The sequence below is a fragment of the Streptomyces sp. NPDC085946 genome (genome assembly GCF_044540485.1).
GTDB lineage: Bacteria > Actinomycetota > Actinomycetes > Streptomycetales > Streptomycetaceae > Streptomyces.
This window is the reverse complement of sequence record NZ_JBITSF010000002.1, coordinates 128,704-150,003: the sequence shown is the minus strand read 5'-3', so window position 1 is coordinate 150,003 and position 21,300 is coordinate 128,704. Positions and strand designations below refer to the sequence as shown.

Sequence of the window (21,300 nt, the reverse complement as noted above, 5' to 3'; positions counted from 1 at the left end):
CGGGGTTCAGCCGATCTGCGCGTTCTTGGAGACGGTCACCTGGTCGACGTCGGAGGTCCGCACGGTCACGGCGACCTTCCAGTCGCCCGCCATGGGAATCTGCACTCCGCTCGCCGACCAGTGTCCGGTACTGAGGTGGTCGGGGACGACGGGCAGCGGCCCGATCTTCTGCGCGGTGAGGGTGAGGGCGACCTTCACCTCGGGGATGTCGAAGGCCCGGCCGTTGGGCCGCTCCACGTAGACGTGCAGGGCGTTGCCGCCCACCCGCGCGGGGTCGAGGTCGATCGTGACGACGCCCTTGCCGTCCGCGCCGCCGGTGTCGAACGGCATGGTCAGGGTCAGCGCCCCCGACGCGCCGGTCGACCGGGCGGCGGAGGACGAGGCGGCCGCCCGGGCCTGCTGTTCGGTACGCCCCGGCTCGGTCTGGGTCAGCACGGTGGTGACGGCGAGCAGCACGACGGCGACGCCCGCCTCGGCGAGCACGGAGCGGCGCAGGCCGGAGCGGTGCGGGTCCGCGTCGCGGGCCCGCTTCTGCCGGGCCGCCGCCACCGCCGCCCGCTGCCGGGCGAGCTGCGCGGCGCGCTCCGGGTCGAGACCGCCGGAGCCGGCCTCGGGACCGTCGGCCGGGCCGGTGCCGGGGGCCGGGTTCTCGTCCCCGGCAGGGTCGGCCGCCGTCTCGCCGTCCCGGCCGCGGTCTGCCGTTCCGTGCGCGTCCTGACCGGAGCCGGCCTCGGGACCGTCGGCCGGGCCGGTGCCGGGGGCCGGGTCCTCGTCCCGGGCGGCGTCGGGGGCCGTGCCGCCTTCCTCACCGCGGTCGGCCGCTCCGTGCGACTTCGGGGCGGAGCCGGCGGCCGCCGCCGTCCCGACGCGCTCCGCCTCCCGTGCGCTCCGGTCCGGGGCGGGGTCCGCCAGGCGGCCCGTCCACCGCCGGGAGGTCCACGCCACCCCGACCAGCACCGCGACGAGGGCGATCTTGACGAGCAGCAGCTGCCCGTACCGGGTGTCGGTGAACGCCGACCAGGAGCCGAGCTGCCGCCAGGACTGGTAGGTCCCGGTGACGACCACGGCGAGCACGCTGCCGAAGGCGAGGCGGGAGAAGCGGCGCACGGCGGCGGACCCGACGGGGGCGTCCGCGGGCGCCCGGTACAGCGCGACCAGCAGCGCGCACAGGCCGCCGAGCCAGGCGGCGACGGCCAGCAGGTGGACGATGTCCACCGGCATGGCGAGGGCCGCCTGGAGCCCGGTCGAGGCGTGCTCGGACATCGCCCAGCTCGCGGCGAGCCCCGCCGCCACGACACCCCCGCCGACCGCGAGTCCGAAGGTCAGGTCCCGCTTCTCCTCTTCCTCCCGCTTGTCGTAGGCGCCGAACAGCACGGCGATGAACAGGGCCGCCGCCGCGAGCAGCAGCAGCCGGGACACCAGCGCCGCGCCCGTCTTGGTCTGCAGCACCTGCCCGAGCAGCGCGAGGTCGAAGACGTCGGCGACCTCCCCGGAGCCGGTGTAGGCGCCGCGCAGGAGCAGCAGTCCCAGCGTGGCCGCGGTCAGGGCGACCCAGCCGGAGACGACCAGCCGCTGCACCGCCCGTACGCCGGAGCCGCGCGGCCAGCAGGCGAGCACGAAGGCGGCCCCGCCGGTCAGCACGACGAACCCGGCGTACGACACGTACCGTCCCAAGCCGTAGAGCCAGCCGACGACCCCGCCGTTCGCGCCCTGGTCGGCGAACGTGACGGAGGTCGCGGAGGGGGCGCCGACGGAGAAGGTGAAGGCGCCGGTCACGGGATGGCTGTCGGCGGACACCACTTGGTAGGTCACGGTGTACGTGCCGTCGGGCAGGCCGCTGTGCAGCGGCACGGCGTACGTCGTGCCGCTCGCCCAGGACGGCTTGCCGGTGTCGACGCGTTCGCCCCGCGGGTCGAGCACGCGCAGCGCGTCGTCGGAGAGCGCGATCGGCTCGGAGAAGGTGAGCGAGACCCGGGCCGGGGCCTCGTCGACCACCGTCCCCTGCCCGGGGTCGCTGCCGGTCAGCGCGGCGTGCGCGGAGGCCGGCGCGGCACCCGCGAACAGCGCGCCCGTGACGGCCAGGAGCAGCAGCACCAGCAGCCGGACGCGGGGGGCGATGGTCGGCGTCACAGTGGTCCTTCCCTCAGTGTCCGGAGTGCGGGGTGTACGTCGCCGGCTTCACCGGTATCTCGACCGTGACGGGGGCGGAGCGGGCGAAGCGCAGTTCGGCGGAGACCGTCTGGCCCTCCTTCGGCTTGCGCTTGAGCCCTTCGAACATCAGGTGGTTGCCGCCGCTCTCCAGCACCAGCTTCCCGTGGGCGGGGATCGTGAGGCGCCCGACCTCGCGCATCGCTCCGCCGGTGGTCTCGTGCACGGTGACCTGACCGGCGATGTCGCTGGTGACGGAGGTCAGCTCGTCGGCCGACCCGCCGTCGTTCGTGATGGTGAGGAAGCCGGCCGCCAGCTCGTCGGAGACCGGCTGCGGCATGTAGGCGGAGCCGACGGAGAGGTCCGCCGTCCCGCCGGACGCGTCCGGGCCGGTGTCCGCGCCGCAGCCCGAGAGGGCCGCCAGGGTCAGCGCCCCCGCCAGGGCCAGGGCCGCCGGGGCGGGGCGCCTCACGGCTTCTCCCCCTTGACCAGCTCGGGGAGGTCCTCGGTGTAGTCGTCGACGGAGGCGTCCTCGCCGTAGAGCACGTATCCGCCGTCGGTCTTCGGGGAGAAGGCCACGACCTGGGTGCCGTGCTCGGAGACCAGCTTGCCGTTCTTGTCCTTCGTGGTCGGCTCGATGGAGATGCCGAGGGTGCGGGCGCCGGCCTGGATGGTCGCGAAGTCGCCGGTCAGGCCGATGAACTCGGTGTCGATGCCGGTGAGCCACTTGCCCAGCTCGGCCGGGGTGTCCCGGTCCGGGTCGGTGGTGACGAAGACCACGCGCAGCGCGTCCTGCTCGGCCTTGGGCAGTGCCTTCTTCGCCACGGCGATGTTGCTCATCGTCGACGGGCAGACGTCGGGGCAGTGGGTGTAGCCGAAGTAGATCAGCGTGGGCTTGCCCGCGGTCTCCTCGCGCAGGTCGTACTTCTCGCCCCGGGTGTCGGTCAGGACGAGGTCGGGCTTCTCGAACGGCTTGTCGAGGACGGTGGCGGCCCGGTCGGAGGCGGCCTCCTCGGAGACGACCGCGACGGGCTTGTCGCTGTCGGCGCCGCTGCCGCAGGCGGTCAGGGTCAGGGAGGCGGCGGCGAGCAGGGCGGCCGCGGCGAAGGTCTTGGTGCGCATAGAAAAATGTCCCAGATGTGAGTGCTCCGGCGGGCACCGGGGTCCGGACCCGTGGTCGGACCCCGGTGCCCGCCGCGAACGGCGGCCGGCCCCGGTGGGCCGGGCCGGCTTCGGCCGGGGCGCCCGCACGGTGCGCGGGCGCCCCCGAACGGATCAGGCAGCGGTGCGCCGGCGGCCGGCGAGCACGCCGTACGCCACGCCCGCCGCACCGACCACGATGCCGACGACGCCCAGGACGCGGGCGGTGGTGTCGGTGTCGTCGGTGTCGGCCTCGGCGGCGGTGGTGTCGGCGGAGGCCTTCTCGGCCTCCTCGGCGTCGCCGGAGGCCGTGTCGTCCGAGGCGCCGTGCGAGTGGCCGTCCTCGGCGTCGGACAGCTCCAGCACCGGGGCCGGCTTCTCGGGCTCCTCCTGGCCCTCCTGCGGCACCTCGATCCAGCGGACGACGTCCTTGTCGGAGTACGTCTGCAGGGCCTTGAAGACGATCTCGTCGGTGTCCTCGGGCAGCGCGCCGACCGAGACCGGGAACTTCTGGAAGAAGCCGGGTTCGATGCCCTTGCCGTCGGCCGTCCAGGTGACCTTGGTGACGGCCTCGGTGATCTGCTTGCCGTGCAGTTCGAGCGGCTTGGGCAGCTTCGACTTGGTGACCTCGATGTCCCAGCCGTCGACCGGGGCGGGCAGCACGGAGGCGATGGGGTGGTCGGTGGGGAAGGTGACCTCCAGCTTGGTGGTGGAGGCGTCGTCGCGCTCGTTGGGGACCTTGAAGTCGACGACCGCGTAGCCGCCCTTCGCGGCGTCGCCCTCGGGCTGCACGGTGACGTGCGCGAAGGCGGGGGCGGACACGGCGAGGACGGCGGTGCCGGCGACGGCGGCGACGGCGGTGATACGGGAAACCTTCATGGCAGGTGCACTCCGCTTCGGATGTGGTGTCGGTGAGGAAGAGGGGCACGCGTGCGCGGGGGTGCCGTCGGCCGGACGGCCCCGGTCCCGGTCCGGCCGGGACCGGTTCCCGGCGGGCTCCACGGAAGAGGCCGCGCAACGGCTTCCGGCCGGCTCCCGAGGGGCTCCGGTTCGGCTTCCGGCCGCCTTCCGGTGGACTCCGGCCGGCTCCCGGCCGGCGCACGCACGCGAGAAGAACGCGGGAACGGGCGCGCACGCGCGTGCCGCTCGCCGACGCTCCCCCCTCCTGCGGCGGAGTGGCGGTCGGGTCGGTCAGGCGGCCAGGGCGAGCGCGCCGGCCTCCGGCGGGCCCCGCCTGATCACCGTGTGCTGGAGCGCGGTGCTGCGGCACGCGGCCGGCGCGGGGGAGTCGGTGCGCGACGGGCGCGGGAGCCTCCCGGCCGCGCCCGGCAGCCCGGCGCGCAGGGCGCGCACCAGGGCGAGTGCCGCGCGCAGGGACCGTACGAGCGCCCCCTCGGCGAGTCCGTGCGCCGACTGGGCGGAGATCTCCATGAGCCGCAGCAGGGCCAGGTCGCCCCGGCGCAGCAGCCACCCGGCGGCGAGCGCCGCCAGGACGTGGCCCAGCAGCATCGGCAGGGACGGCAGCAGCGACGCGGAGGAGTCCGCGGCGGTCGACATGGCGTCCGCCGGGTGGTGGGCGGTGGCCGCCGGGTGGACCCGCGCCTCGACGAGGATCCGCTGGGCCTCGGCCGGGCTGATCGCCGCCGCCGTCGCCCCGCACACCAGCCGGGCGGCCTGCTGGACCAGCGTCGCGTCGGAGACCGTGCCCGCGGAGCCCGCGGCGGCCGCCGTACCGTGCTGGCCGAGCCCGAACAGCGTGTGCAGAACGGTCTGGCCGGCCGCCAGCAGCGCCGCCGTCCCCGGCAGCGACGGCGCGCGCCCGGCGAGCGGCGCCGCGACCGCGGCCGTCCCGAGGAACCCGACGCCCAGCGTCCACAGCGGGATCGCGGCGCACGAGGCCAGCGCATGCCCGGCCCCGGCCAGCACGACGCAGACCGCGGCGAACACCGCGGCCCGCAGCATCCGGAGGTCGAGTCCGGGGCGCGCCGTGCGCGGGTGGGGGGCAGACATGGCGGGCCCATCATCGCACTGGCCGTCCCGCCGCCGTGCGGCAGGTCCGCAAGATGCCGTACGACCGGAACGTCACCTTCTGGCCCGAGCCGCCCCCGCATACACCGGTCACGCCCGGCGCGCATCCGCCGTATGGGCGGCATCATGTCAACTTCACGCTTACACACGGGCACTCAGGGCAATACGTAACGGTATGTCGAGCCGCAGCCAGGAGGCTGGAGCATGAGCATCTGGTGGTCACTCCATCTGCGGCGCGAAGCTGCGAGCGTGCCGCTCGCCCGGCGGCTCCTGATCGGCACGATGGAGACCGCGGGCGTGGACCCCGACATCTCCTACGACCTGTCCGTCGCCCTCAGCGAGGCCTGCGCCAACGCCGTCGAGCACGGCGGGGACACCGCGCGGGAGGGCTCCTCGGAGGCGTACCGGGTGACCGCGTACCTGGACGGCGAGAAGTGCCGGATCGAGGTCGCCGACGCGGGTCCCGGTTTCCCCGGCGCGGGCCGCGCCCGGCCGGGCCGTCCCGAGCCGCCGGACGACGCGGAGCACGGCCGCGGGCTGTGCTTGATCGAACACCTCGCCGACCACGTCCACATCGGCAACAAGCCGGGGCGCGGCGGGACGGTGGTCAGCTTCGACAAGATCCTGAAGTGGCGCAAGGACGCGCCGCTGATGGTGGTGTAGCGCCGGCCGGCCGCCTTCGCGCCGCCGTGCGGCGGGGGCCGTCACCGTTCCGCCGTGCGGCGGGGGCCGTCACCGTTGCCCGCGGCCCCTTCCCAGGCGGCTCCCAGCCCGGACCCGCCTCCCTCACCGGCGGCCTGTCCACGGTCCGGCCCATGACGGGACATCACCAGGACATCCGCGACCAGGTCTTCGCGTCCGGGGCCGTGCACACGAGCGCCCCCGCCGAGGTCGCACGGGCTTCCTCGCCCTCGGCCCCGGCCGCGTCCTGAGCGGGGCGGCGATGCGCGGCCCCGCGGACGAGACGCTCGCGCAGGCGGCCGTGGACGCGCTGACCGGGCAGCTGACGCTGGCCCCGAAGCCGGGGCTGCCCGACCCGCGCGACCTGGCCGCCCGGGCCACCGGCCGGGACCACCGCGCCCTGTGCCGGTCGGCCCGGGCGCTGGCCCCCGGCCTCGCGGCGATGGCCGCCGCGGCCCGCCGCACCGGTGGACCCGGCGCGGGGCTGCGCGCGGAGCTCGGCGCGATCGGGCGGTCCGCCGAGCACTCGGTGGCCCTCGCCGAAGGCGGCCACCGGGGCGCCCTGTGGACGCTCGGGCTGCTCGTCGCCGCGACCGCCCTCGACCCGGGCGCCGCGCCGCGGGACATCGCGGCGACGGCCGGGCGGATCGCGGCGCACCCCGACCGGGGCGCCCCGCGCCGCCCGTCGCGCGGCTCCTCCGTGTCGGCCCGGTACGGCGCGGCCGGGGCCCGCGGCGAGGCCCGGGCCGGCTTCCCGCACGTGCGGCGGGCCCTGGACGCCCTCGCCGGCACCCGGGCCCGCGGCGCCACCGAGGCGCAGGCCCGCCCGGACGCCCTGCTGCCCGTGATGTCCTCCCTCCAGGACACCGAACTGCTCCACACCGCGGTCCGATCGGCCTCCGGCACGTCCGGTCCGGCGCCCGGGCCGTCCTGGAGGCGGGCGGCACGGCGACGGAGGCGGGTGCCGCGGCCCTGGCCGCCCTCGACGCCGACCTGCACGCGCGCGCGTGGAGCCCGCGGGGCAGCGCGGGCCTCCTGGCGGGCGCCCTGTACCTGGACGCCCTGCCGGCCGCGGTCACCGGACCGGGCGGGGCGCGGCCGGCCTGACCGGACGAGCGGGCCGGTCCGACCGGGAGCGGGCCGGCTCGACCGGAGGCATGCCGGCCCGACCGGAAGCGCCCGGCCGACGGCGGAGCCTCGAAGCCGCCGGCGGAGCCTCGAAGCGACCGACGGGGTCTCAAAGCGGCCGACGGGGTCTCAAAGCGGCCGACGGGGTCCCGAAGCAGCCGACAGGATCCCGAAGAGGCGGCTCAGCCCCCGTCCAGCACCTTCCCCAGCACCTCCAGCGCCTCGGGGTACACCCGCTCCCGAGGTGTCCCGTACCCCACGACCAGCCCCTGCGGCCGCCCTTCGCCGGGCGTGTGCCAGTGGTCGGCCAGGCGGCCGAGCGCGAGGCCCTCCGCCTCCGCCCGCGCCAGGACCTCGGCCTCGTCGTCGACGTCGACCAGCGCGTGCAGCCCGGCCGCGATCCCGCGCACCGCGCGCCGCGGGCCGAGCCGGTCCAGGAGCTGGTCGCGGCGGCGCCGGTAGCGCAGCCGGCACGCACGCACGTGCCGGTCGTAGGCGTGGCTCTCGATCAGCTCGGCGAGGGCCAGCTGGCCGATGGACTCGGTGTGGTGGTCGCTGTGCAGCTTGGCCTCGGCGACCTCGTCGACGAGGTGCGGCGGCAGCACCATCCAGCCGAGCCGCAGCGCGGGCCCCAGGGTCTTGGAGGCGGTGCCCAGATAGGCGACCTGGCCCGGCGCCATCCCCTGGAGGGCGCCGACGGGCTGCCGGTCGTAGCGGAACTCCCCGTCGTAGTCGTCCTCGACGATCAGCCCGCCCCGCGCGCGGGCCCAGTCGGTGAGCGCCCGGCGCCGCTCGGGGCGCAGGGTCACGCCGGTCGGGTACTGGTGGGCGGGCGTGACGACGACCGCCCGGGCATCGCCCAGCTCCTCGGCGCGGACGCCGCGTTCGTCGACCCGTACGGGCACCACGGTCCCGCCGTTGCGCCGCACCACCTCCCGGTGGAAGGGCAGCCCGGGGTCCTCCATGGCGACCTCGGCGCCGTCCAGCACGCGCGTCAGGAGCGCCAGCCCCTGCACGTAGCCCGAGGTGATCACGATGCGCTCCGGCGGCGCGACGACCCCGCGGGCCCGCCCGAGGTACCCCGACAGCGCGGTCCGCAGCTCGATCCGCCCGCGCGGGTCCCCGTAGTCGTACGCCAGCGACGGCGCCGTCGCGATGGCCCGGCGCAGCGCCCGCAGCCAGGCCGCCGCCGGGAACGCCCCGACGTCGGGGCTGCCCGGCCGCAGGTCGAGCCGCGGGGCACGCGTGTGCGCCGGCGCGTCCGGCCGTTCGTCGGAGACGGCCGGCAGCGCGGCGACCCGGGTGCCCGAGCCCTGCCGCGCCGTCAGGTACCCCTCGGCGACCAGCTGGTCGTACGCCGCCTTCGCCGTGCCGCGCGAGAGGCCGAGCTCGGCGGCGAGCCGCCGGGTCGCCGGCAGCCGCGTCCCGGGCGCCAGCCGCCCGTCCCGTACGGCGTCCCGCAGAGCCCGTTCCAGCCCCGCTCTGCGCCCCTCCGGGGAGTCGGACTCCGCCCGCAGCCCGTCCCCGACACCCGACCAGAACGCGTCCACCACTACCCCCCGTGAGTGCCCGCGCCGGAGGCGGCGCGGAGCCGTGCCGATGTGCGGCGCGCCGCGAGGGCGCGCCGGCCACCGTCTACCCGCAGACGAGGGGCCGGGCACCTCCCCGGTGCCCGGCCCCTCGGTCCGCCGTCAGCCCTTCAGCGCGGCCATCCACTCCTCGACCTCGTCCGACCGGCGGGGCAGCGCGGCGCTGAGGTTCCGGTTGCCGTCCTCGGTGACGAGGATGTCGTCCTCGATGCGCACGCCGATGCCGCGGTACTCCTCCGGCACGGTCAGGTCGTCGGCCTGGAAGTACAGGCCGGGCTCGACCGTGAGCACCATGCCGGGCTCCAGGGTCCCGTCGACGTACGTCTCGGTGCGCGCGGCCGCGCAGTCGTGGACGTCCATGCCGAGCATGTGGCCGGTGCCGTGCAGCGTCCAGCGGCGCTGCAGACCGAGCTCCAGGACCCGCTCGACGGGACCCTCGACCAGGCCCCACTCGACGAGCTTCGCGGCCAGCACGCGCTGCGCCGCGTCGTGGAAGTCGCGGTACTTGGCGCCCGGCCTGACGGCCGCGATGCCGGCCTCCTGGGCCTCGTACACGGCGTCGTAGATCTTCTTCTGGATCGGGGTGTACCGGCCGTCGACCGGCAGCGTGCGCGTGACGTCGGCGGTGTAGTACGTGTGCGTCTCCACGCCCGCGTCCAGCAGGAGCAGGTCGCCGGCGCGGACCGGGCCGTCGTTGCGCACCCAGTGCAGCGTGCAGGCGTGCGGGCCGGCGGCGGCGATGGTGCCGTAGCCGACGTCGTTGCCCTCCACGCGCGCGCGGAGGAAGAAGGTGCCCTCGATGTACCGCTCGGACGTCGCCTGCGCCTTGTCGAGGACCTTCACGACGTCCTCGAAGCCGCGCACGGTGGAGTCGACGGCCTTCTGCAGCTCGCCGACCTCGAAGTCGTCCTTGACCAGGCGCATCTCGGAGAGGAAGACGCGCAGCTCCTCGTCGCGCTCGGCGGTGACCTTGTCGGTCAGCGCCGCCTCGACGCCGGCGTCGTGGCCGCGCACGACGCGCACCGGGCCGGTGGCCTCGCGCAGCGCGCCGGCCAGCTCCCGCACGTCGGAGGCGGGGATGCCGTAGATCTTCTCGGCCTCGGTGAGGGAGTGGCGGCGGCCGACCCACAGCTCGCCCTGGCCGTCCAGCCAGAACTCGCCGTTCTCGCGGTCGGAGCGCGGCAGCAGGTAGACGGTCGCCTCGTGGCCCTCGCCCCGGGGCTCCAGGACCAGGACGCCGTCCTCGGTCTGGTTGCCGGTGAGGTAGGCGTACTCGACCGACGCGCGGAAGGGGTAGTCCGTGTCGTTGGAGCGGACCTTGAGGTTGCCCGCGGGGATCACCAGGCGCTCGCCCGGGAAGCGCGCGGACAGCGCGGCGCGGCGGGCGGCGGTCCGGGCGGCCTGGGGGATCGGCTCCAGGTCGCGCAGCTCGGTGTCGGCCCAGCCGGTCCGCATGTTCTCGGCGAGCTCGTCGGACACGCCCGGGTACAGGCCGTTCTTGCGCTGCTTGATCGGCTCTTCCTCGGCGGTCTCCGGGGTCTCCGGGAGCTCCTCGGCCACGGTCATCCTCCTCGATACGGCAGTGGACCACCCCCATCGTACGGTCGCGGCGGAAGGGGCCCGGGGCCGATCGGGCGAGGTGCGTCACTCGAAGCGCGCCGCCAGCAGCACCACGTCCTCCTCGCTGTCGGCGCCTCCCCGCGCGTCCGGCAGCACGCCGCGCAGGACGTGGTCGGCGACGGCGCCCGGGTCGCCGCGCAGCGCCCGGGGGACGCCGGCGGCCGCCGCGTGCAGCCGGGCGAAGGCGCGGTCGGTGGCCTCCCCGGTGCGGTGCAGCAGCCCGTCGGTGTACATCAGCACCGTCTCGCCGGGCTCGGCGTGGATCTCCACGCTCGGCGCCTCCCAGCAGGCGAGCATGCCCAGGGGCGCGGAGACGGAGGTCTCCACGAACTCCGTGCGGTGCCGGCCGATCAGCAGCGGCGGGCTGTGCCCGGCCCCGGCCAGGGTGATCTTGCGGGCGGCGGGCTCGCAGTAGCCGAACAGGGCGGTCGCCGACCGGGCGGGCTCGGTCAGCCGCAGCAGCAGCTCCAGGTCGGACAGGACGGCGACCGGGTCCTCGCCCTCCATCACGGCGTACGCCCGCAGGGAGGCCCGCAGCCGGCCCGTCGCGGCGACGGCGCCGGGCCCCGACCCGGTGACCGACCCGACGGCCAGGCCGAGCGCCGAGTCCGGCAGCGGCAGCGCGTCGTACCAGTCGCCGCCGCCGCGCGGGCCGGTGCGGCGGCGGGCGGCGAGCTGGACGCCGGGCACGCGGGGCAGGCGGGAGGGGAGCAGCTCCTCCGTCAGGGTCGCCATGCACGCGCGCGTGCGCTCGACCTCCAGGAGCCGGGCGAGGTGCTCCCCGGCGTAGCGGGCGTACAGGCCGACGAGGTGGCGGCGGCGCTCGGAGGGCTCGGCCGGCTCGTCGTAGAGCCACACGGCGGCGCCCAGGCGGCCGGTGGCGTCGGTGGACAGGGGGAGGGCGTAGCTGGCGGCGTAGCCGAGGCGGGCGGCGACCTCGCGGTGGCGGGGGTCGAGCCCCTCCTCGGCGAACAGGTCGGGCTGGGCGATCTCGCGGTCGCCGCCCGGCAGCCCGTCGAGGATCCGCCCGTACGACAGGGAGCTGCGCGGCACGGTCTCGATGTGGCCGAGGTCGGCGAGGCCGAGGCCGAGGCCGATGGTGGTGTCGGGGCCGCGGCCGTCGGCGGGTTCCAGCACGACGAGTCCGCGCCGGGCGCCCACCAGGGCGGCCCCGGCGCGGAGCAGTTCCTCGAGCGCCGCGGGGAGCACGTCCGTGCGGGCCAGGCGCTCGGTGAGTTCGTGGAGGGTGGTGAGGTCCGACACCCAGCCGGCGAGCCGGTCCTGGAGGACCGCGCCGGGTGCGTTCAGGGGGTTTGGCGGGGCGGTCGGGGAGGCACCCGTCGCGACAGGCGCGACAGTGTGTGCGGGGGCCGGAACCGTCGAGTCGATTCCAGCCACTTTCGGAGGGTGCGGGGCGTTCATGGCGTCCGGCTTTCCGACCGGCACGTACTGCTCAAAAGCATCGCAAACCCCCATGTCATTCTGCGTCGCTAGCAGTGTCTCCACATGTACACGCACTCGTGAGGAGATGTCCAGCATTGTCCTGCTGGGATTCCTGGTGTCCGTGAGGCTGAAGGGAACTTCTTCTCTTCCCCTTGCGGAAATGCGAAGTTGGCTTAAAACTGCCGCAGGGGACGGGTTATTGCGGTCGACTGGGCCTGCTCGACGGAGCGTCACAGCGGTCGTGATGGGTACGTACTCGGTGAAGGCCAGGGGTGGCGGGCGACCGCCCGGAACCTGGTGACGGACCCGGGCGTCCTATCCACCGACGGCCGTGCCCCATCCTCCCGTGGTGGAGGCGGAGAGAAATACGCGCGACGGCAAAACGCCAGACTTCGCCACCCCACGCCAGGCCCGTGCTTTCGACCGACGCAGTAGGGGCGGAGCGGCAGCGGATGCAGCCCGTGCACGGCCCCCAGGGGTTCCCCGTGCCTCCGGCTGGGGTGTGATGCGCCAACAGGTACGCACAGTGAAGTGATCGACACATGGTGTGATGTGACCCACGGTGTTGCCAGGCGTGCAACGGAAAGGAACGAGCGCTCATGCGCGAGATCCTCGGAAGGCGACGCAGGCTCCTGTCCCGGCGGAAGGACGAGGGGTCTGAGGTGATCGGCGCGGCCCTGACCTTCGCGACGCAGTGGCGGTGGCCCGTGCTCCCGGGCGTGGCGGCGGACCCGCAGGGCAGGTCCCGCTGCGGCTGCCCCGACCCGGAGTGCACGGTTCCCGGCGCGCACCCCTTCGACCCCGGCCTCCTCGCGGCCACCACCGACGCCCGCATGGTGCGCTGGTGGTGGACCAACCGGCCCGGCGCGCCGATCATCCTGGCCACCGGCGGCCGGGCGCCCTGCGCGGTCTCGCTGCCCGCCCTGCCGGCCGCCCGCGCCCTCGCCGCCCTGGACCGCCGCGGCATGCGGCTCGGCCCCGTCGTCGCCTCCGCCGAGCGCTGGGCGATCCTCGTCCAGCCGTACTCCATGGAGCGGCTCGGCGAGCTGCTGTACGCCCAGGACTTCGTGCCGGGCTCCCTGCGCTTCCACGGCGAGGGCGGCTACCTGGCCCTGCCCCCCTCCGGGACCGGGCGCGGCGAGGTCCGCTGGGAGCGCGCCCCGCTGCCCGGCTCGGCTGCGCCGTGGGTGCCGGACGTGGAGGCCGTGGTGGACGCCGTGGTCGAGGCCCTCACTCGTACGGGTGTGAGCGCGCCCGAGTTCTGAGGGTGTCGGGCGCGCTCCCGCCCGGCACCCGCCCCGGGGCGTTATCTTCCGGGGCCATGCCGCGTCATGCCGGGGGCCGAGCCCGGGACCCTCGAAGAACCCGTCCCCTCGCCCTCGCGGGCGTGGTGGTGACGTGCGCGGTCGTGCTGCCCTGGGCGGTGGCGTCGGCGGGCTCCGTACGCGAGGAACGGGACGCGGGCGTCCGCACCTTCGCGCCCGGTCCCGTACGCCCCACCCCGCGCGGTGACGGAAAAGCGCCGCCCTCCTCCCCGCTGCCGCTCGGCGCCGGCCTGTCCACCGCCGTGCGCTGCGGTCCCGACCTGGCGTCCCCCGACGGCATCGAGGCGCAGACGTGCGTGCTCGTGCAGGGCACGCGGACCTGGGCGCGGACGTACTACCGCAACGCGACGGGGCGGGCGCTGGGCGCCGTGCTCAGCTTCATGGGGCCGGGCGGCCGGACCGTGCAGATCCACTGCCCGGTGGGCGCCGGGGACGAGCCGGGGACCTGCGAGACGCCGAGGGAGCCGAGCCGCGGGGACCTGGCGGCGTACACCGCGGTCGCGGAGTTCGCGGACCGGATCGGGCGGGGGCCGCTGCTGCTGCGCTCGGGGAGCAACTCGCCCGAGGAAACGGGCAGTTGACGAACGGCTGCGGTGGGTGAGCGGCCGCCGGAACGGAAAGACCCGGTTGCTGGCGACGGGGGATGCACCAGCAACCGGGCTACGGGAACGGTAACAAGAGATCGGCGGTTCGCAAATTCGATCTCGGTCTTTCCGGTCACCGACTGGCTTGTCCGCGCGGGGAGTTGTGCGGTGGCCCGGCCGCCGCGCACGCGCCGGGCCGGGCCGCAGGTCAGCTGAGGGTGACCTGGCGGTTGGTCAGACCGCCGCGCGCCCGGCGCTCGTCCGCGGTGAGCGGCTCCTGGACGGCCAGGGCCTCGGCGAGCCGCTCGGCGAACGCGGCGGCCGGCTTCTCCACGTCCTGCGCGCCGACCTCGCTCGGCAGGTCCCACACCGGCACGGTCAGCCCGTGCGCCCGGAAGGAGCCCACGAGGCGGGTGCCCTCGCCGAGGCTCGACCGGCCCGCCGCGTGCAGCCGCGCGAGGGCGTCCAGAAGCTGCTCCTCCGGGTGCGGCATGACCCAGCGCAGGTGGTTCTTCTCCGGGGTCTCGCACCAGTACGCGGCGTCCACGCCCTGCAGCCTGACGGTCGGGATCGCCGCGGCGTTGGCCCGCTCCAGCGAGGCGGCGACCTCCGGGGTGGCGTTCTCCGGGTCCGGCACCCAGAACTCGAAGCCGCTGTGCACAACTGGCTCGAACCCGCCTTCCGGGTCGAGCAGGTCCTGCAGGCGCGGGCCGTCGGCCGGGGCGCGCCGGCCCTGCACCGGCGTGCCGGGCTGCGCCTGGAGGGCGCGCCGGAGGGTGTCGGCGAGGTCGCGGCTGATGTCGCCGGAGGCGGTGTCGTTCTGCAGGCCGAGCAGCACCGAGCCGTCGTCGCGGCGCAGGGCGGGCCACGCCATGGGCAGGACCGTGGCCAGCGTGACCGACGGGACGCCCTCGGGCAGGCCGTCCTTGAGGGTCAGCCCGACCGTGGCGGCCGGCACCAGCTCGCGCAGCGCCACCCAGTCGCACTCGCCCGGCAGGCCCTCGAACGGGCGGTGCACGAGCTCGGTCGCGGCCTGGGCGGCGGCCCGGCCGTGGCACGCCTTGTAGCGGCGGCCGCTGCCGCACGGGCAGGGCTCGCGGGCGCCGACGACCGGGATCTCCCCGTCCGTGAGCTGCGGGCGCTCGGCCTTCGTCTGGGGTCGCTTCTTGGCCATCGTGGGTGTCTCCCGGTTACGGCGTCTCGTACGGGCGCCGAGCCTAGCCGTTCGCGCGGAGAGCGACGGGATGCCGGAGGGGGCGTGCCGACCGGGGCGGCGACGGGACGCCGCGGGGCCCGCGGTGTAGCGGGGCGCGGGTCAGTCCAGGTCCTCGAAGGCGTCCGCGAAGTCCAGCCCGGGCAGGGAGGACACCGGCGGGGCGGCGACGCGCGTCGCGAAGTCGTCGCGCCGGTGGCCCGCGTCCGGGTCGTACACGTCGTCGTGGACCACCACCCACACCGTGACCTCGCCCCGGACGTCGTCGCGCACGCCCCAGTCGTCGGCCAGCGCGGTGATGATGTTCAGCCCGCGGCCGCCGTGCGCGGTGACCGACGGGGTGGCCGGCGCCGGGCGGGTCGGGCCGCCGCCGTCCGTGACCTCGACGACGAGCCGGCCGCAGGGGTCCACGCGCCAGGCGGCGCGGACGTCACCGTCCCCCGCCAGGGCGCCGCCCAGGGGCCGGCCGTGCTTGCACGCATTGCTCAACAGCTCGGACAGGATCAGTACGGCGTCGTCGATGACCGGTTCCGCGACACCGCCCCTGCGCAGCTGGTCACGCATCCGGTGCCGCGCCTCCCCCACGCCCGCAGGGCCATGGGGTACGGCCATGCTCGACGACGTGGGCACTTCCTGTGCCACCACCAACGCCACCCCCGAGACCTCCTTCGCCCCACGCCACGGTGTGGATGCCCCATTGGCCTGTACCGGAAACCGGCCGGTCGCCTGCCGGAGACGCACCCGCAACGGTCGGACACGGAGCGAATGCGCCGGAGCACTCCCTGTCAGCAGATGGCTGGATTTCGTCGGTGTGGCCGGGAGGTGAGGATGGGGCCGCCGTGCGGCGGGGGTCAAGAGGCGTGCGGGAAATGTGGGACGGACGTGATGTTCGGTGACAGGGCGGGTGGTCAGCGGCCGAGCTGGTCGAGCACCGCGCGCGGCCGGTTGGTGATGATCGCGTCGACGCCCAGGTCGACGCAGCGCTCCACGTCCCGCGGCGCGTCGACCGTCCAGACGTGCACCTCGTGCCCGGCCTGCTTCAGGCGCTCGACGTACGCCGGGTGACCGCGCACGATCCGCACCGAGGGGCCCGCGATCCGGACGCCCGTGGGGAGCCGCCCGTCGCGCAGCCGGGGCGTCACGAACTGCATCAGGTAGACGGTCGGCAGCGTCGGCGAGGCGGCGTGCACGCGGTGCAGCGAGCGCGCCGAGAAGCTCATGACGCGCACCGGCGACTCCCGCGGGTCGGCCGGCGCGTCCAGCCCGAACCGCTTCAGCAGGAGCAGCAGCCGCTCCTCGACCTGGCCCGCCCAGCGCGTGGGGTGCTTGGTCTCGATGGCCAGCTCCACCCGGCGCCCGGCGTCGGCGACGAGTTCCAGCAGCCGTTCCAGGGTGAGGACGGAGGTGGCCTCCCGGTCCTCCGGGCGGTGCTCCCAGTCGGGTTCCTCGTCGCGTCCCCGGAAGGCGTCGCGCGTCTTCCACGAGCCGAAGTCCAGGGCGGCGAGGTCGTCGAGTTCCAGCGCCGAGACCGCGCCGCGGCCGTTGGACGTACGGTTGACGCGACGGTCGTGGACGCACACCAGGTGTCCGTCGGCCGTCAGGCGCACATCGCATTCGAGGGCGTCGGCACCGTCCTCGATCGCCTTCCGGTACGCGGCCAGGGTGTGCTCCGGGGCGTCCTCGGAGGCCCCGCGGTGAGCGACGACTCGGATCAGGTGCTGCCGTGCGTGGGTCACCGCGTCATGGTGCCACCGCGCGCGGGTAGACGTCCGGTCGGACGGACGCCCCGGCGGTGACGGTCCGGACGGAGGCATAGGGATTGCGCCTCTTTCGTTACTAATGCCCTATATAAAGAATGACCCCGGACCCACAGCCACCGCTTATGGTGCCCTGACGGCCCGTGGGAAAAGCTGACGGCATACAAAAGGACAGGCACAGCTGATCGCGCCGGACCGTAACCGCGTGAGCGAACGTGACCGAAAGCGACCGAGTGCGACCTAGGACAACAGCCGTGGATCGAGGAGAGAAGCTGTGAGCACCGAGAACGAGGGCACCGCGGTACCGCCCGCCCCGTCCGCACCCCCCGTGCCGGTGGACGCTCCCGCTGCTCGCACGCACCAGGAGCACGCGGCTCCGGACAGCGGCGCCCCGGCCGCGCCCGGCGACCGGCCCTCCGGATACCCCGGCCCGTCGGCCCAGGCCCCCGTGCCCGATCCGTCGGCCCACGGCTCCGCGCCCGGTCCGGCACCGGCCGGCTCCGGTTCGGCGCCCGACGCCTCCTGGCCCCCGCCCCCGCCGCCCGGCACCCCCGGCCCGGCCTTCGGCGGCGGTGCCGGACCGGGCGCGGGCGGCTGGGGTTCCTCCTACCAGCAGCCGGAGCCGAAGGCGCGCGGCGGCCGCGGCGGCCTGGTCGCCGCGGTCCTGGCGGCGGCGCTGGTCGCGGGCGGCCTGGGCGGCGGCCTCGGCTACACCCTGGCCAGGAACAACGACGACGGCACCGGCTCGACCACGGTCTCCGCCTCCACCAGCGGCGGCGACGTCAAGCGCGACCCGGGCACGGTCGCCGCGGTGGCCGCCAAGGCGCTGCCGAGCACGGTCACCATCGAGGCCGAGAGCTCCAGCGGCGAGGGCGGCACCGGCACCGGGTTCGTCTTCGACAAGCAGGGCCACATCGTCACCAACAACCACGTGGTGGCCAGCGCCGTCGACGGCGGCAAGCTCACCGCGACCTTCCCGAGCGGCAGGAAGTACGACGCCGAGGTGGTCGGCAACGCGCAGGGCTACGACGTCGCCGTCATCAAGCTCAAGAGCGCGCCCTCGGACCTGAAGCCGCTCACCCTGGGCGACTCCGACAAGGTGGCCGTCGGCGACTCGACGATCGCCATCGGCGCCCCCTTCGGCCTGTCCGACACGGTGACGACCGGCATCATCAGCGCCAAGAACCGCCCGGTGGCCTCCAGCGACGGCACCGGCAGCCAGGCCTCCTACATGAGCGCCCTGCAGACCGACGCCTCGATCAACCCGGGCAACTCCGGCGGCCCGCTGCTGGACGCCCAGGGCAACGTGATCGGCATCAACTCCGCGATCCAGTCCACCGGCAACGGCGGCTTCGGCACCGGCCAGTCCGGCTCGATCGGCCTCGGCTTCGCCATCCCGATCAACCAGGCCACGTACGTCGCCCAGCAGCTGATCAAGACAGGCAAGCCCGTGTACGCGAAGATCGGCGCCTCGGTCTCCCTGGAGGACACCTCCGGCGGCGCGCAGATCACCGACCAGGGTGCCGGCGGCTCCGATCCGGTCGAGTCGGGCGGTCCCGCCGACCGGGCCGGTCTGCGGCCCGGCGACGTCATCACCAAGCTCGACGACCGGGTGATCGACTCCGGCCCGACCCTGATCGGCGAGATCTGGACCCACCAGCCCGGCGACAAGGTCACGATCACCTACGAGCGCGACGGCAAGGAGCGCACGGTCGAGCTCACCCTCGGCTCCCGCGTCGGCGACAACTGACCCCCGCGCGCGCCGGCCGACCCGTTACCCTTGTCCCCGCGCCGCCGATCACGGCCGGCGCGGGGAGGCGTGCCCGAGCGGCCTAAGGGAACGGTCTTGAAAACCGTCGTGGCAGCGATGTCACCGTGGGTTCAAATCCCACCGCCTCCGCGCGATGAGCAGTGAGCAGGGCCCCCGACCGAGTGCCGGCCGGGGGCCTTTCGCGTGGCCGGCCCCGCCCGCAGGGGCGGTGTGCTTTCTCGGACGACCACGTCTTTCTCGGACGACCGCATCGCGGCGGAAAAGTATTTTCCGCCCGATGCCACCGGTCGGCAGATATCCGTATTGATTGTCATACAGCGATAAATAGGTTCCGCGGCGACTGCGACAAAATACTTTTCCGTGAATTCCTTCACTCTTTCGCCGCAGTGTCCGTGAAAGTGGGCGGGCGTTAGTTGGTACATGACGAAGGCAACCGAGGTCGGGTTCACCAGGCTTCTCGCAGGTCGGGAGCGAGTGGGTGAGCCGGTCGGCCGAGCGGTGGTACTCGGTCCGTACACGTACATCCCCGCTCCGAGACACTCGTCGGCCACTGTCAACGGAACTCTGACCAAAGGCGGACTGCCGGTGACGCTCCGGGTGACCGAGCCGTTGTTCCGGGAATTCCTGGAGGCGATGAGCCGCCTGGAAGCGGATCTCTCCCGCCGCTGGCTCGGAACTCAGGGCCGCTCCGTTCTCTCCCCGGCGGAATAGTCGGGACGCATCGTGTACGACGAACAGATCGATCACCGTGACCTCTTCGGTCGGCCGGACGTGTTCCAGGAGGCCGGCACGGGCCGGCACCGGGCTCCGGCGGACGTCTTCCTGGACCACCCGGTCCCCGCGGACCTGATCTGGGATCCCGCCGAAGAACTGGCCTTCATGCTGCAGGACGCCATGGAGGAGAACCGCGAGCCGCGCCCGCGGATCCCCGCGGCCCGCCGGGAGGCGCCGGTCACCGATCCGGCGCCCGGCACACCGATGAGCAACCTGCAGGAGATCACGGCGGAACTGCCGCCGCTGCGGCAGGTCTCCGGGGGGCACCGCAGAGCCCGCGGACGCCGGCGTCCCGGCCGCCTGCGCGTGCTCAGCCTGTCCATCGCCGGACTGGCCGCGGTGGTCGCCTCCGCGGTGAGCCTCTTCGGCGGCATCGTCGCCTACAGCCCCCTGCACTTCGTGGCCGCGTCCCGCGCGTCGAGCGGCGTGGTCCCCTGGTGGCCCCTGCTCGTGTACGGGCCCTGGCTGGTGGGAGCCCTCTCCGTCCTGAGGGCCGCGCTGCACCAGCGGCGCGCCGTCCACTCCTGGTGCGTGGTGCTCTTCTTCTCGGCGACCGCGGTCCTGATGTGCGTCCTGCAGTCGCCGAGGTCGGTCACGGGCCAGCTGGCGGCGGCCCTGCCGTGCATCGCGTCGCTGGCCTGCTTCCAGCAGCTGGTCCGCCTGATCACCCTCACCCGTCCCCCGCGGCGCACGACGCCCCGGCACCGGCTGCGGGGTTCCGCCCCGGAAGCCCCCGGCACCGGACCGGCTCCGGCCCCTCCGGGCCGGGCACCCCAGGTGCCGCCCCATAAGGCGCGGTGAGCGGGCCGGCCGGCGCGTCGCGCGGGAACGCCCGCGCGCACCGGCAGGCCACGGCTCGTCACAGGCGGCCGGCGGCCCCGTGCCGTCCCGCGGGGCCCGACCGCGCACCACCGGCGCGTGGCGGCGCCCGGCGGTGATCACGTCCCCCTCGGCGGCGGGGCGGGAGCGGTGGGCGAGGCGGCCCGCAGCAGGCGCAGCCGGCCGATCTCCGCGGCGTTCTCGGTGAGTTCGGTGTTCACCCGGCCGATCATGTGGGCGACGCGGTACCCGGAGCCGGGCGGCCACGGGAACGGGGCCGTGGCGTCCGGGTCCGCGTCGGTGAGGCCGTCCAGGACCGCGAGCCAGTCCGTGCGCAGGCCCCGCAGCCACGCGACGGCCGCGGCGCCCTCGCCGGGCCAGGTGACGTCCGCCCGGTCCCGGGGCGGCAGCCCCCGCGCGTGGTCGAGGGCCGTGCTCCACCACCAGCCCAGGTGCCGGCTCAGCCACGCGACGGTCGGCACGGGCACCGGGTCCGGCTCGGTGCCGGCCCGGTCCGGGACCCAGGTGCCGTCGGCGGCCCGGCGCACCGTCCAGCAGTGCGCCGCGGGTTCCCACAGGAAGTCCTCCGGCTCCAGCCGCTCCGGGTGGTACTCGAACAGGGACCAGGTCAACTCGAACTGCCGGCGCAGCGACCGGGTCCGTGGAACGCGCGCGTCGCTCATGGGCCGACCCTCGCGCACGCGGCCCGGAGGCGACAGCGTCCTCAGAGCTCCTGGTCCCGGGCCAGCGACTCCCACGGCAGCTCGCGCAGGGCCGGTTCCGCGTCGCGGCCGGACGGGAGGCGCGGGGCCTGCTGGAACCAGACCACGGTGAGGCGGGAGCGGTACAGGACCGGGTCGCGGGCCGGGTCGAGGGCCGTGGAGTGGAAACCGCCGACGCAGGCCACGGCCGGCAGCACCTCCACGGGCCCGAGGGCGCCCGCGTACTGGTCGGGACGGTCGCGCGGGGGCGTGAGGAGGTGGACCGGCGTGGCGGGGAACGCGCGCTCGGCGGCCCGCAGCAGGCCCTCGATCCTCAGGTCGTTCACGGGCTTGCAGGGGTAGCCGTCCGGCAGCGCGCCGTACGTCGCGGTGAACCGCAGGTCGGAGAGGTCGACCGAGCGGCCGGAGGTGAGGACGACGCGGGCGAGCGCCAGGGCCGGTCCTCCGGTGCGGTGGTGCATGGGGGTCTTCCGGTGTCCGGGGGCGGTGTTCGGCCCCTGCTCGCGGGCGGGTCGTCCGGCCTTCGCCTCGTCACGGGCCGCGGGCCGCCGTCGTGCT

At 75.0% G+C, this 21,300-nt stretch carries 18 protein-coding genes, 1 tRNA gene and 1 pseudogene; 7 read left to right on the top strand and 13 right to left on the bottom strand.

Going from position 1 to position 21,300, the window contains the following annotated elements; all coding sequences use genetic code 11:
• Positions 1–6: 6 nt before the first annotated feature.
• From ACIF8T_RS06310 to ACIF8T_RS06290, 5 genes are all read right to left on the bottom strand, one after another.
• Complete coding sequence (locus ACIF8T_RS06310) at positions 7–2,130, bottom strand: copper resistance protein CopC (RefSeq protein WP_400031755.1); 2,124 nt, start codon at positions 2,128–2,130, stop codon at positions 7–9.
• 13 nt (positions 2,131–2,143) lie between these two features.
• Positions 2,144–2,620, bottom strand: coding sequence for a copper chaperone PCu(A)C (locus ACIF8T_RS06305; protein ID WP_400031753.1), 477 nt, complete (start codon positions 2,618–2,620; stop codon positions 2,144–2,146).
• Positions 2,617–3,270 (bottom strand): SCO family protein, encoded by a 654-nt coding sequence (locus ACIF8T_RS06300; RefSeq protein ID WP_400031751.1) that lies wholly within the window; start codon positions 3,268–3,270, stop codon positions 2,617–2,619. Before ACIF8T_RS06300 ends, ACIF8T_RS06305 begins: the two co-directional genes overlap by 4 nt.
• Positions 3,271–3,423: 153 nt before the next feature.
• Entirely contained in the window at positions 3,424–4,167 is a 744-nt protein-coding gene (locus tag ACIF8T_RS06295) for a YcnI family protein (protein WP_400031749.1), read from the bottom strand.
• Positions 4,168–4,479: 312 nt separating this feature from the next.
• A complete protein-coding gene (locus tag ACIF8T_RS06290) occupies positions 4,480–5,298 on the bottom strand; it encodes a hypothetical protein (protein WP_400031747.1) in 819 nt (272 codons plus the stop codon).
• A 222-nt stretch (positions 5,299–5,520) separates the two neighbouring features.
• Here ACIF8T_RS06290 and ACIF8T_RS06285 point away from each other — a divergent pair, with 222 nt between their 5' ends.
• Together ACIF8T_RS06285 and ACIF8T_RS06280 are read left to right on the top strand one after the other, a co-directional pair.
• Positions 5,521–5,979, top strand: coding sequence for an ATP-binding protein (locus ACIF8T_RS06285; protein WP_400031745.1), 459 nt, complete (start codon positions 5,521–5,523; stop codon positions 5,977–5,979).
• Between the two features lie 280 nt (positions 5,980–6,259).
• Positions 6,260–7,104 (top strand): annotated as a pseudogene (locus ACIF8T_RS06280) (triphosphoribosyl-dephospho-CoA synthase).
• Positions 7,105–7,307: 203 nt separating this feature from the next.
• On the opposite strand, the gene ACIF8T_RS06275 reads toward ACIF8T_RS06280, so the two are convergent.
• The 3 genes from ACIF8T_RS06275 to ACIF8T_RS06265 all read right to left on the bottom strand — a co-directional run bounded on the left by ACIF8T_RS06275 (position 7,308) and on the right by ACIF8T_RS06265 (position 11,873).
• The gene (locus ACIF8T_RS06275) at positions 7,308–8,675 is read right to left on the bottom strand and encodes a PLP-dependent aminotransferase family protein (RefSeq protein WP_400031743.1); all 1,368 of its coding nucleotides are present in this window, start codon (positions 8,673–8,675) and stop codon (positions 7,308–7,310) included.
• 141 nt (positions 8,676–8,816) lie between these two features.
• Positions 8,817–10,274, bottom strand: a complete 1,458-nt coding sequence (locus ACIF8T_RS06270; RefSeq protein ID WP_400031741.1) for an aminopeptidase P family protein — start codon at positions 10,272–10,274, stop codon at positions 8,817–8,819.
• A gap of 84 nt (positions 10,275–10,358) precedes the next feature.
• On the bottom strand, positions 10,359–11,873 hold the full coding sequence (locus ACIF8T_RS06265; protein WP_400031739.1) for a PP2C family protein-serine/threonine phosphatase: 1,515 nt from the start codon (positions 11,871–11,873) through the stop codon (positions 10,359–10,361).
• Positions 11,874–12,376: 503 nt separating this feature from the next.
• On the opposite strand from ACIF8T_RS06265, the gene ACIF8T_RS06260 reads away from it, so the two are divergent.
• Together ACIF8T_RS06260 and ACIF8T_RS06255 are read left to right on the top strand one after the other, a co-directional pair.
• Entirely contained in the window at positions 12,377–13,042 is a 666-nt protein-coding gene (locus ACIF8T_RS06260) for a bifunctional DNA primase/polymerase (RefSeq protein ID WP_400031737.1), read from the top strand.
• A gap of 56 nt (positions 13,043–13,098) precedes the next feature.
• Entirely contained in the window at positions 13,099–13,683 is a 585-nt protein-coding gene (locus ACIF8T_RS06255) for a hypothetical protein (RefSeq protein ID WP_400031735.1), read from the top strand.
• A 211-nt stretch (positions 13,684–13,894) separates the two neighbouring features.
• On the opposite strand, the gene ACIF8T_RS06250 is transcribed toward ACIF8T_RS06255, so the two are convergent.
• From ACIF8T_RS06250 to ACIF8T_RS06240, 3 genes are all read right to left on the bottom strand, one after another.
• Positions 13,895–14,860 carry a DUF5926 family protein gene (locus ACIF8T_RS06250; protein ID WP_400031733.1) on the bottom strand — a complete coding sequence of 322 codons (966 nt, stop codon included), beginning with the start codon at positions 14,858–14,860 and terminating at the stop codon, positions 13,895–13,897.
• A 141-nt stretch (positions 14,861–15,001) separates the two neighbouring features.
• Positions 15,002–15,553, bottom strand: coding sequence for an ATP-binding protein (locus ACIF8T_RS06245; protein ID WP_400031731.1), 552 nt, complete (start codon positions 15,551–15,553; stop codon positions 15,002–15,004).
• A 254-nt stretch (positions 15,554–15,807) separates the two neighbouring features.
• A complete protein-coding gene (locus ACIF8T_RS06240) occupies positions 15,808–16,635 on the bottom strand; it encodes a glycerophosphodiester phosphodiesterase (protein ID WP_400031729.1) in 828 nt (275 codons plus the stop codon).
• Between the two features lie 295 nt (positions 16,636–16,930).
• Here ACIF8T_RS06240 and ACIF8T_RS06235 point away from each other — a divergent pair, with 295 nt between their 5' ends.
• The 3 genes from ACIF8T_RS06235 (at position 16,931) to ACIF8T_RS06225 (ending at position 20,002) form a co-directional block, all read left to right on the top strand.
• Positions 16,931–18,406 (top strand): trypsin-like peptidase domain-containing protein, encoded by a 1,476-nt coding sequence (locus ACIF8T_RS06235; RefSeq protein WP_400031727.1) that lies wholly within the window; start codon positions 16,931–16,933, stop codon positions 18,404–18,406.
• 63 nt (positions 18,407–18,469) lie between these two features.
• Positions 18,470–18,556, top strand: a tRNA-Ser gene (locus tag ACIF8T_RS06230).
• A 594-nt stretch (positions 18,557–19,150) separates the two neighbouring features.
• A complete protein-coding gene (locus ACIF8T_RS06225; protein WP_400031725.1) occupies positions 19,151–20,002 on the top strand; it encodes a DUF2637 domain-containing protein in 852 nt (283 codons plus the stop codon).
• A gap of 137 nt (positions 20,003–20,139) precedes the next feature.
• On the opposite strand, the gene ACIF8T_RS06220 is transcribed toward ACIF8T_RS06225, so the two are convergent.
• Positions 20,140–20,703 (bottom strand): DinB family protein, encoded by a 564-nt coding sequence (locus ACIF8T_RS06220; RefSeq protein WP_400031723.1) that lies wholly within the window; start codon positions 20,701–20,703, stop codon positions 20,140–20,142.
• Between the two features lie 41 nt (positions 20,704–20,744).
• On the bottom strand, positions 20,745–21,203 hold the full coding sequence (locus tag ACIF8T_RS06215; protein WP_400031721.1) for a hypothetical protein: 459 nt from the start codon (positions 21,201–21,203) through the stop codon (positions 20,745–20,747).
• Positions 21,204–21,300: the final 97 nt, after the last annotated feature.

Coding starts and splice junctions, on each gene's coding strand:
- ACIF8T_RS06300 (WP_400031751.1), bottom strand. CDS start 3,270: ATGCGCACCAAGACCTTCGCCGCGGCCGCCCTGCTCGCCGCCGCCTCC.
- ACIF8T_RS06295 (WP_400031749.1), bottom strand. CDS start 4,167: ATGAAGGTTTCCCGTATCACCGCCGTCGCCGCCGTCGCCGGCACCGCC.
- ACIF8T_RS06290 (WP_400031747.1), bottom strand. CDS start 5,298: ATGTCTGCCCCCCACCCGCGCACGGCGCGCCCCGGACTCGACCTCCGG.
- ACIF8T_RS06285 (WP_400031745.1), top strand. CDS start 5,521: ATGAGCATCTGGTGGTCACTCCATCTGCGGCGCGAAGCTGCGAGCGTG.
- ACIF8T_RS06265 (WP_400031739.1), bottom strand. CDS start 11,873: ATGCTGGACATCTCCTCACGAGTGCGTGTACATGTGGAGACACTGCTA.
- ACIF8T_RS06260 (WP_400031737.1), top strand. CDS start 12,377: ATGCGCGAGATCCTCGGAAGGCGACGCAGGCTCCTGTCCCGGCGGAAG.
- ACIF8T_RS06255 (WP_400031735.1), top strand. CDS start 13,099: ATGCCGCGTCATGCCGGGGGCCGAGCCCGGGACCCTCGAAGAACCCGT.
- ACIF8T_RS06250 (WP_400031733.1), bottom strand. CDS start 14,860: ATGGCCAAGAAGCGACCCCAGACGAAGGCCGAGCGCCCGCAGCTCACG.
- ACIF8T_RS06220 (WP_400031723.1), bottom strand. CDS start 20,703: ATGAGCGACGCGCGCGTTCCACGGACCCGGTCGCTGCGCCGGCAGTTC.
- ACIF8T_RS06215 (WP_400031721.1), bottom strand. CDS start 21,203: ATGCACCACCGCACCGGAGGACCGGCCCTGGCGCTCGCCCGCGTCGTC.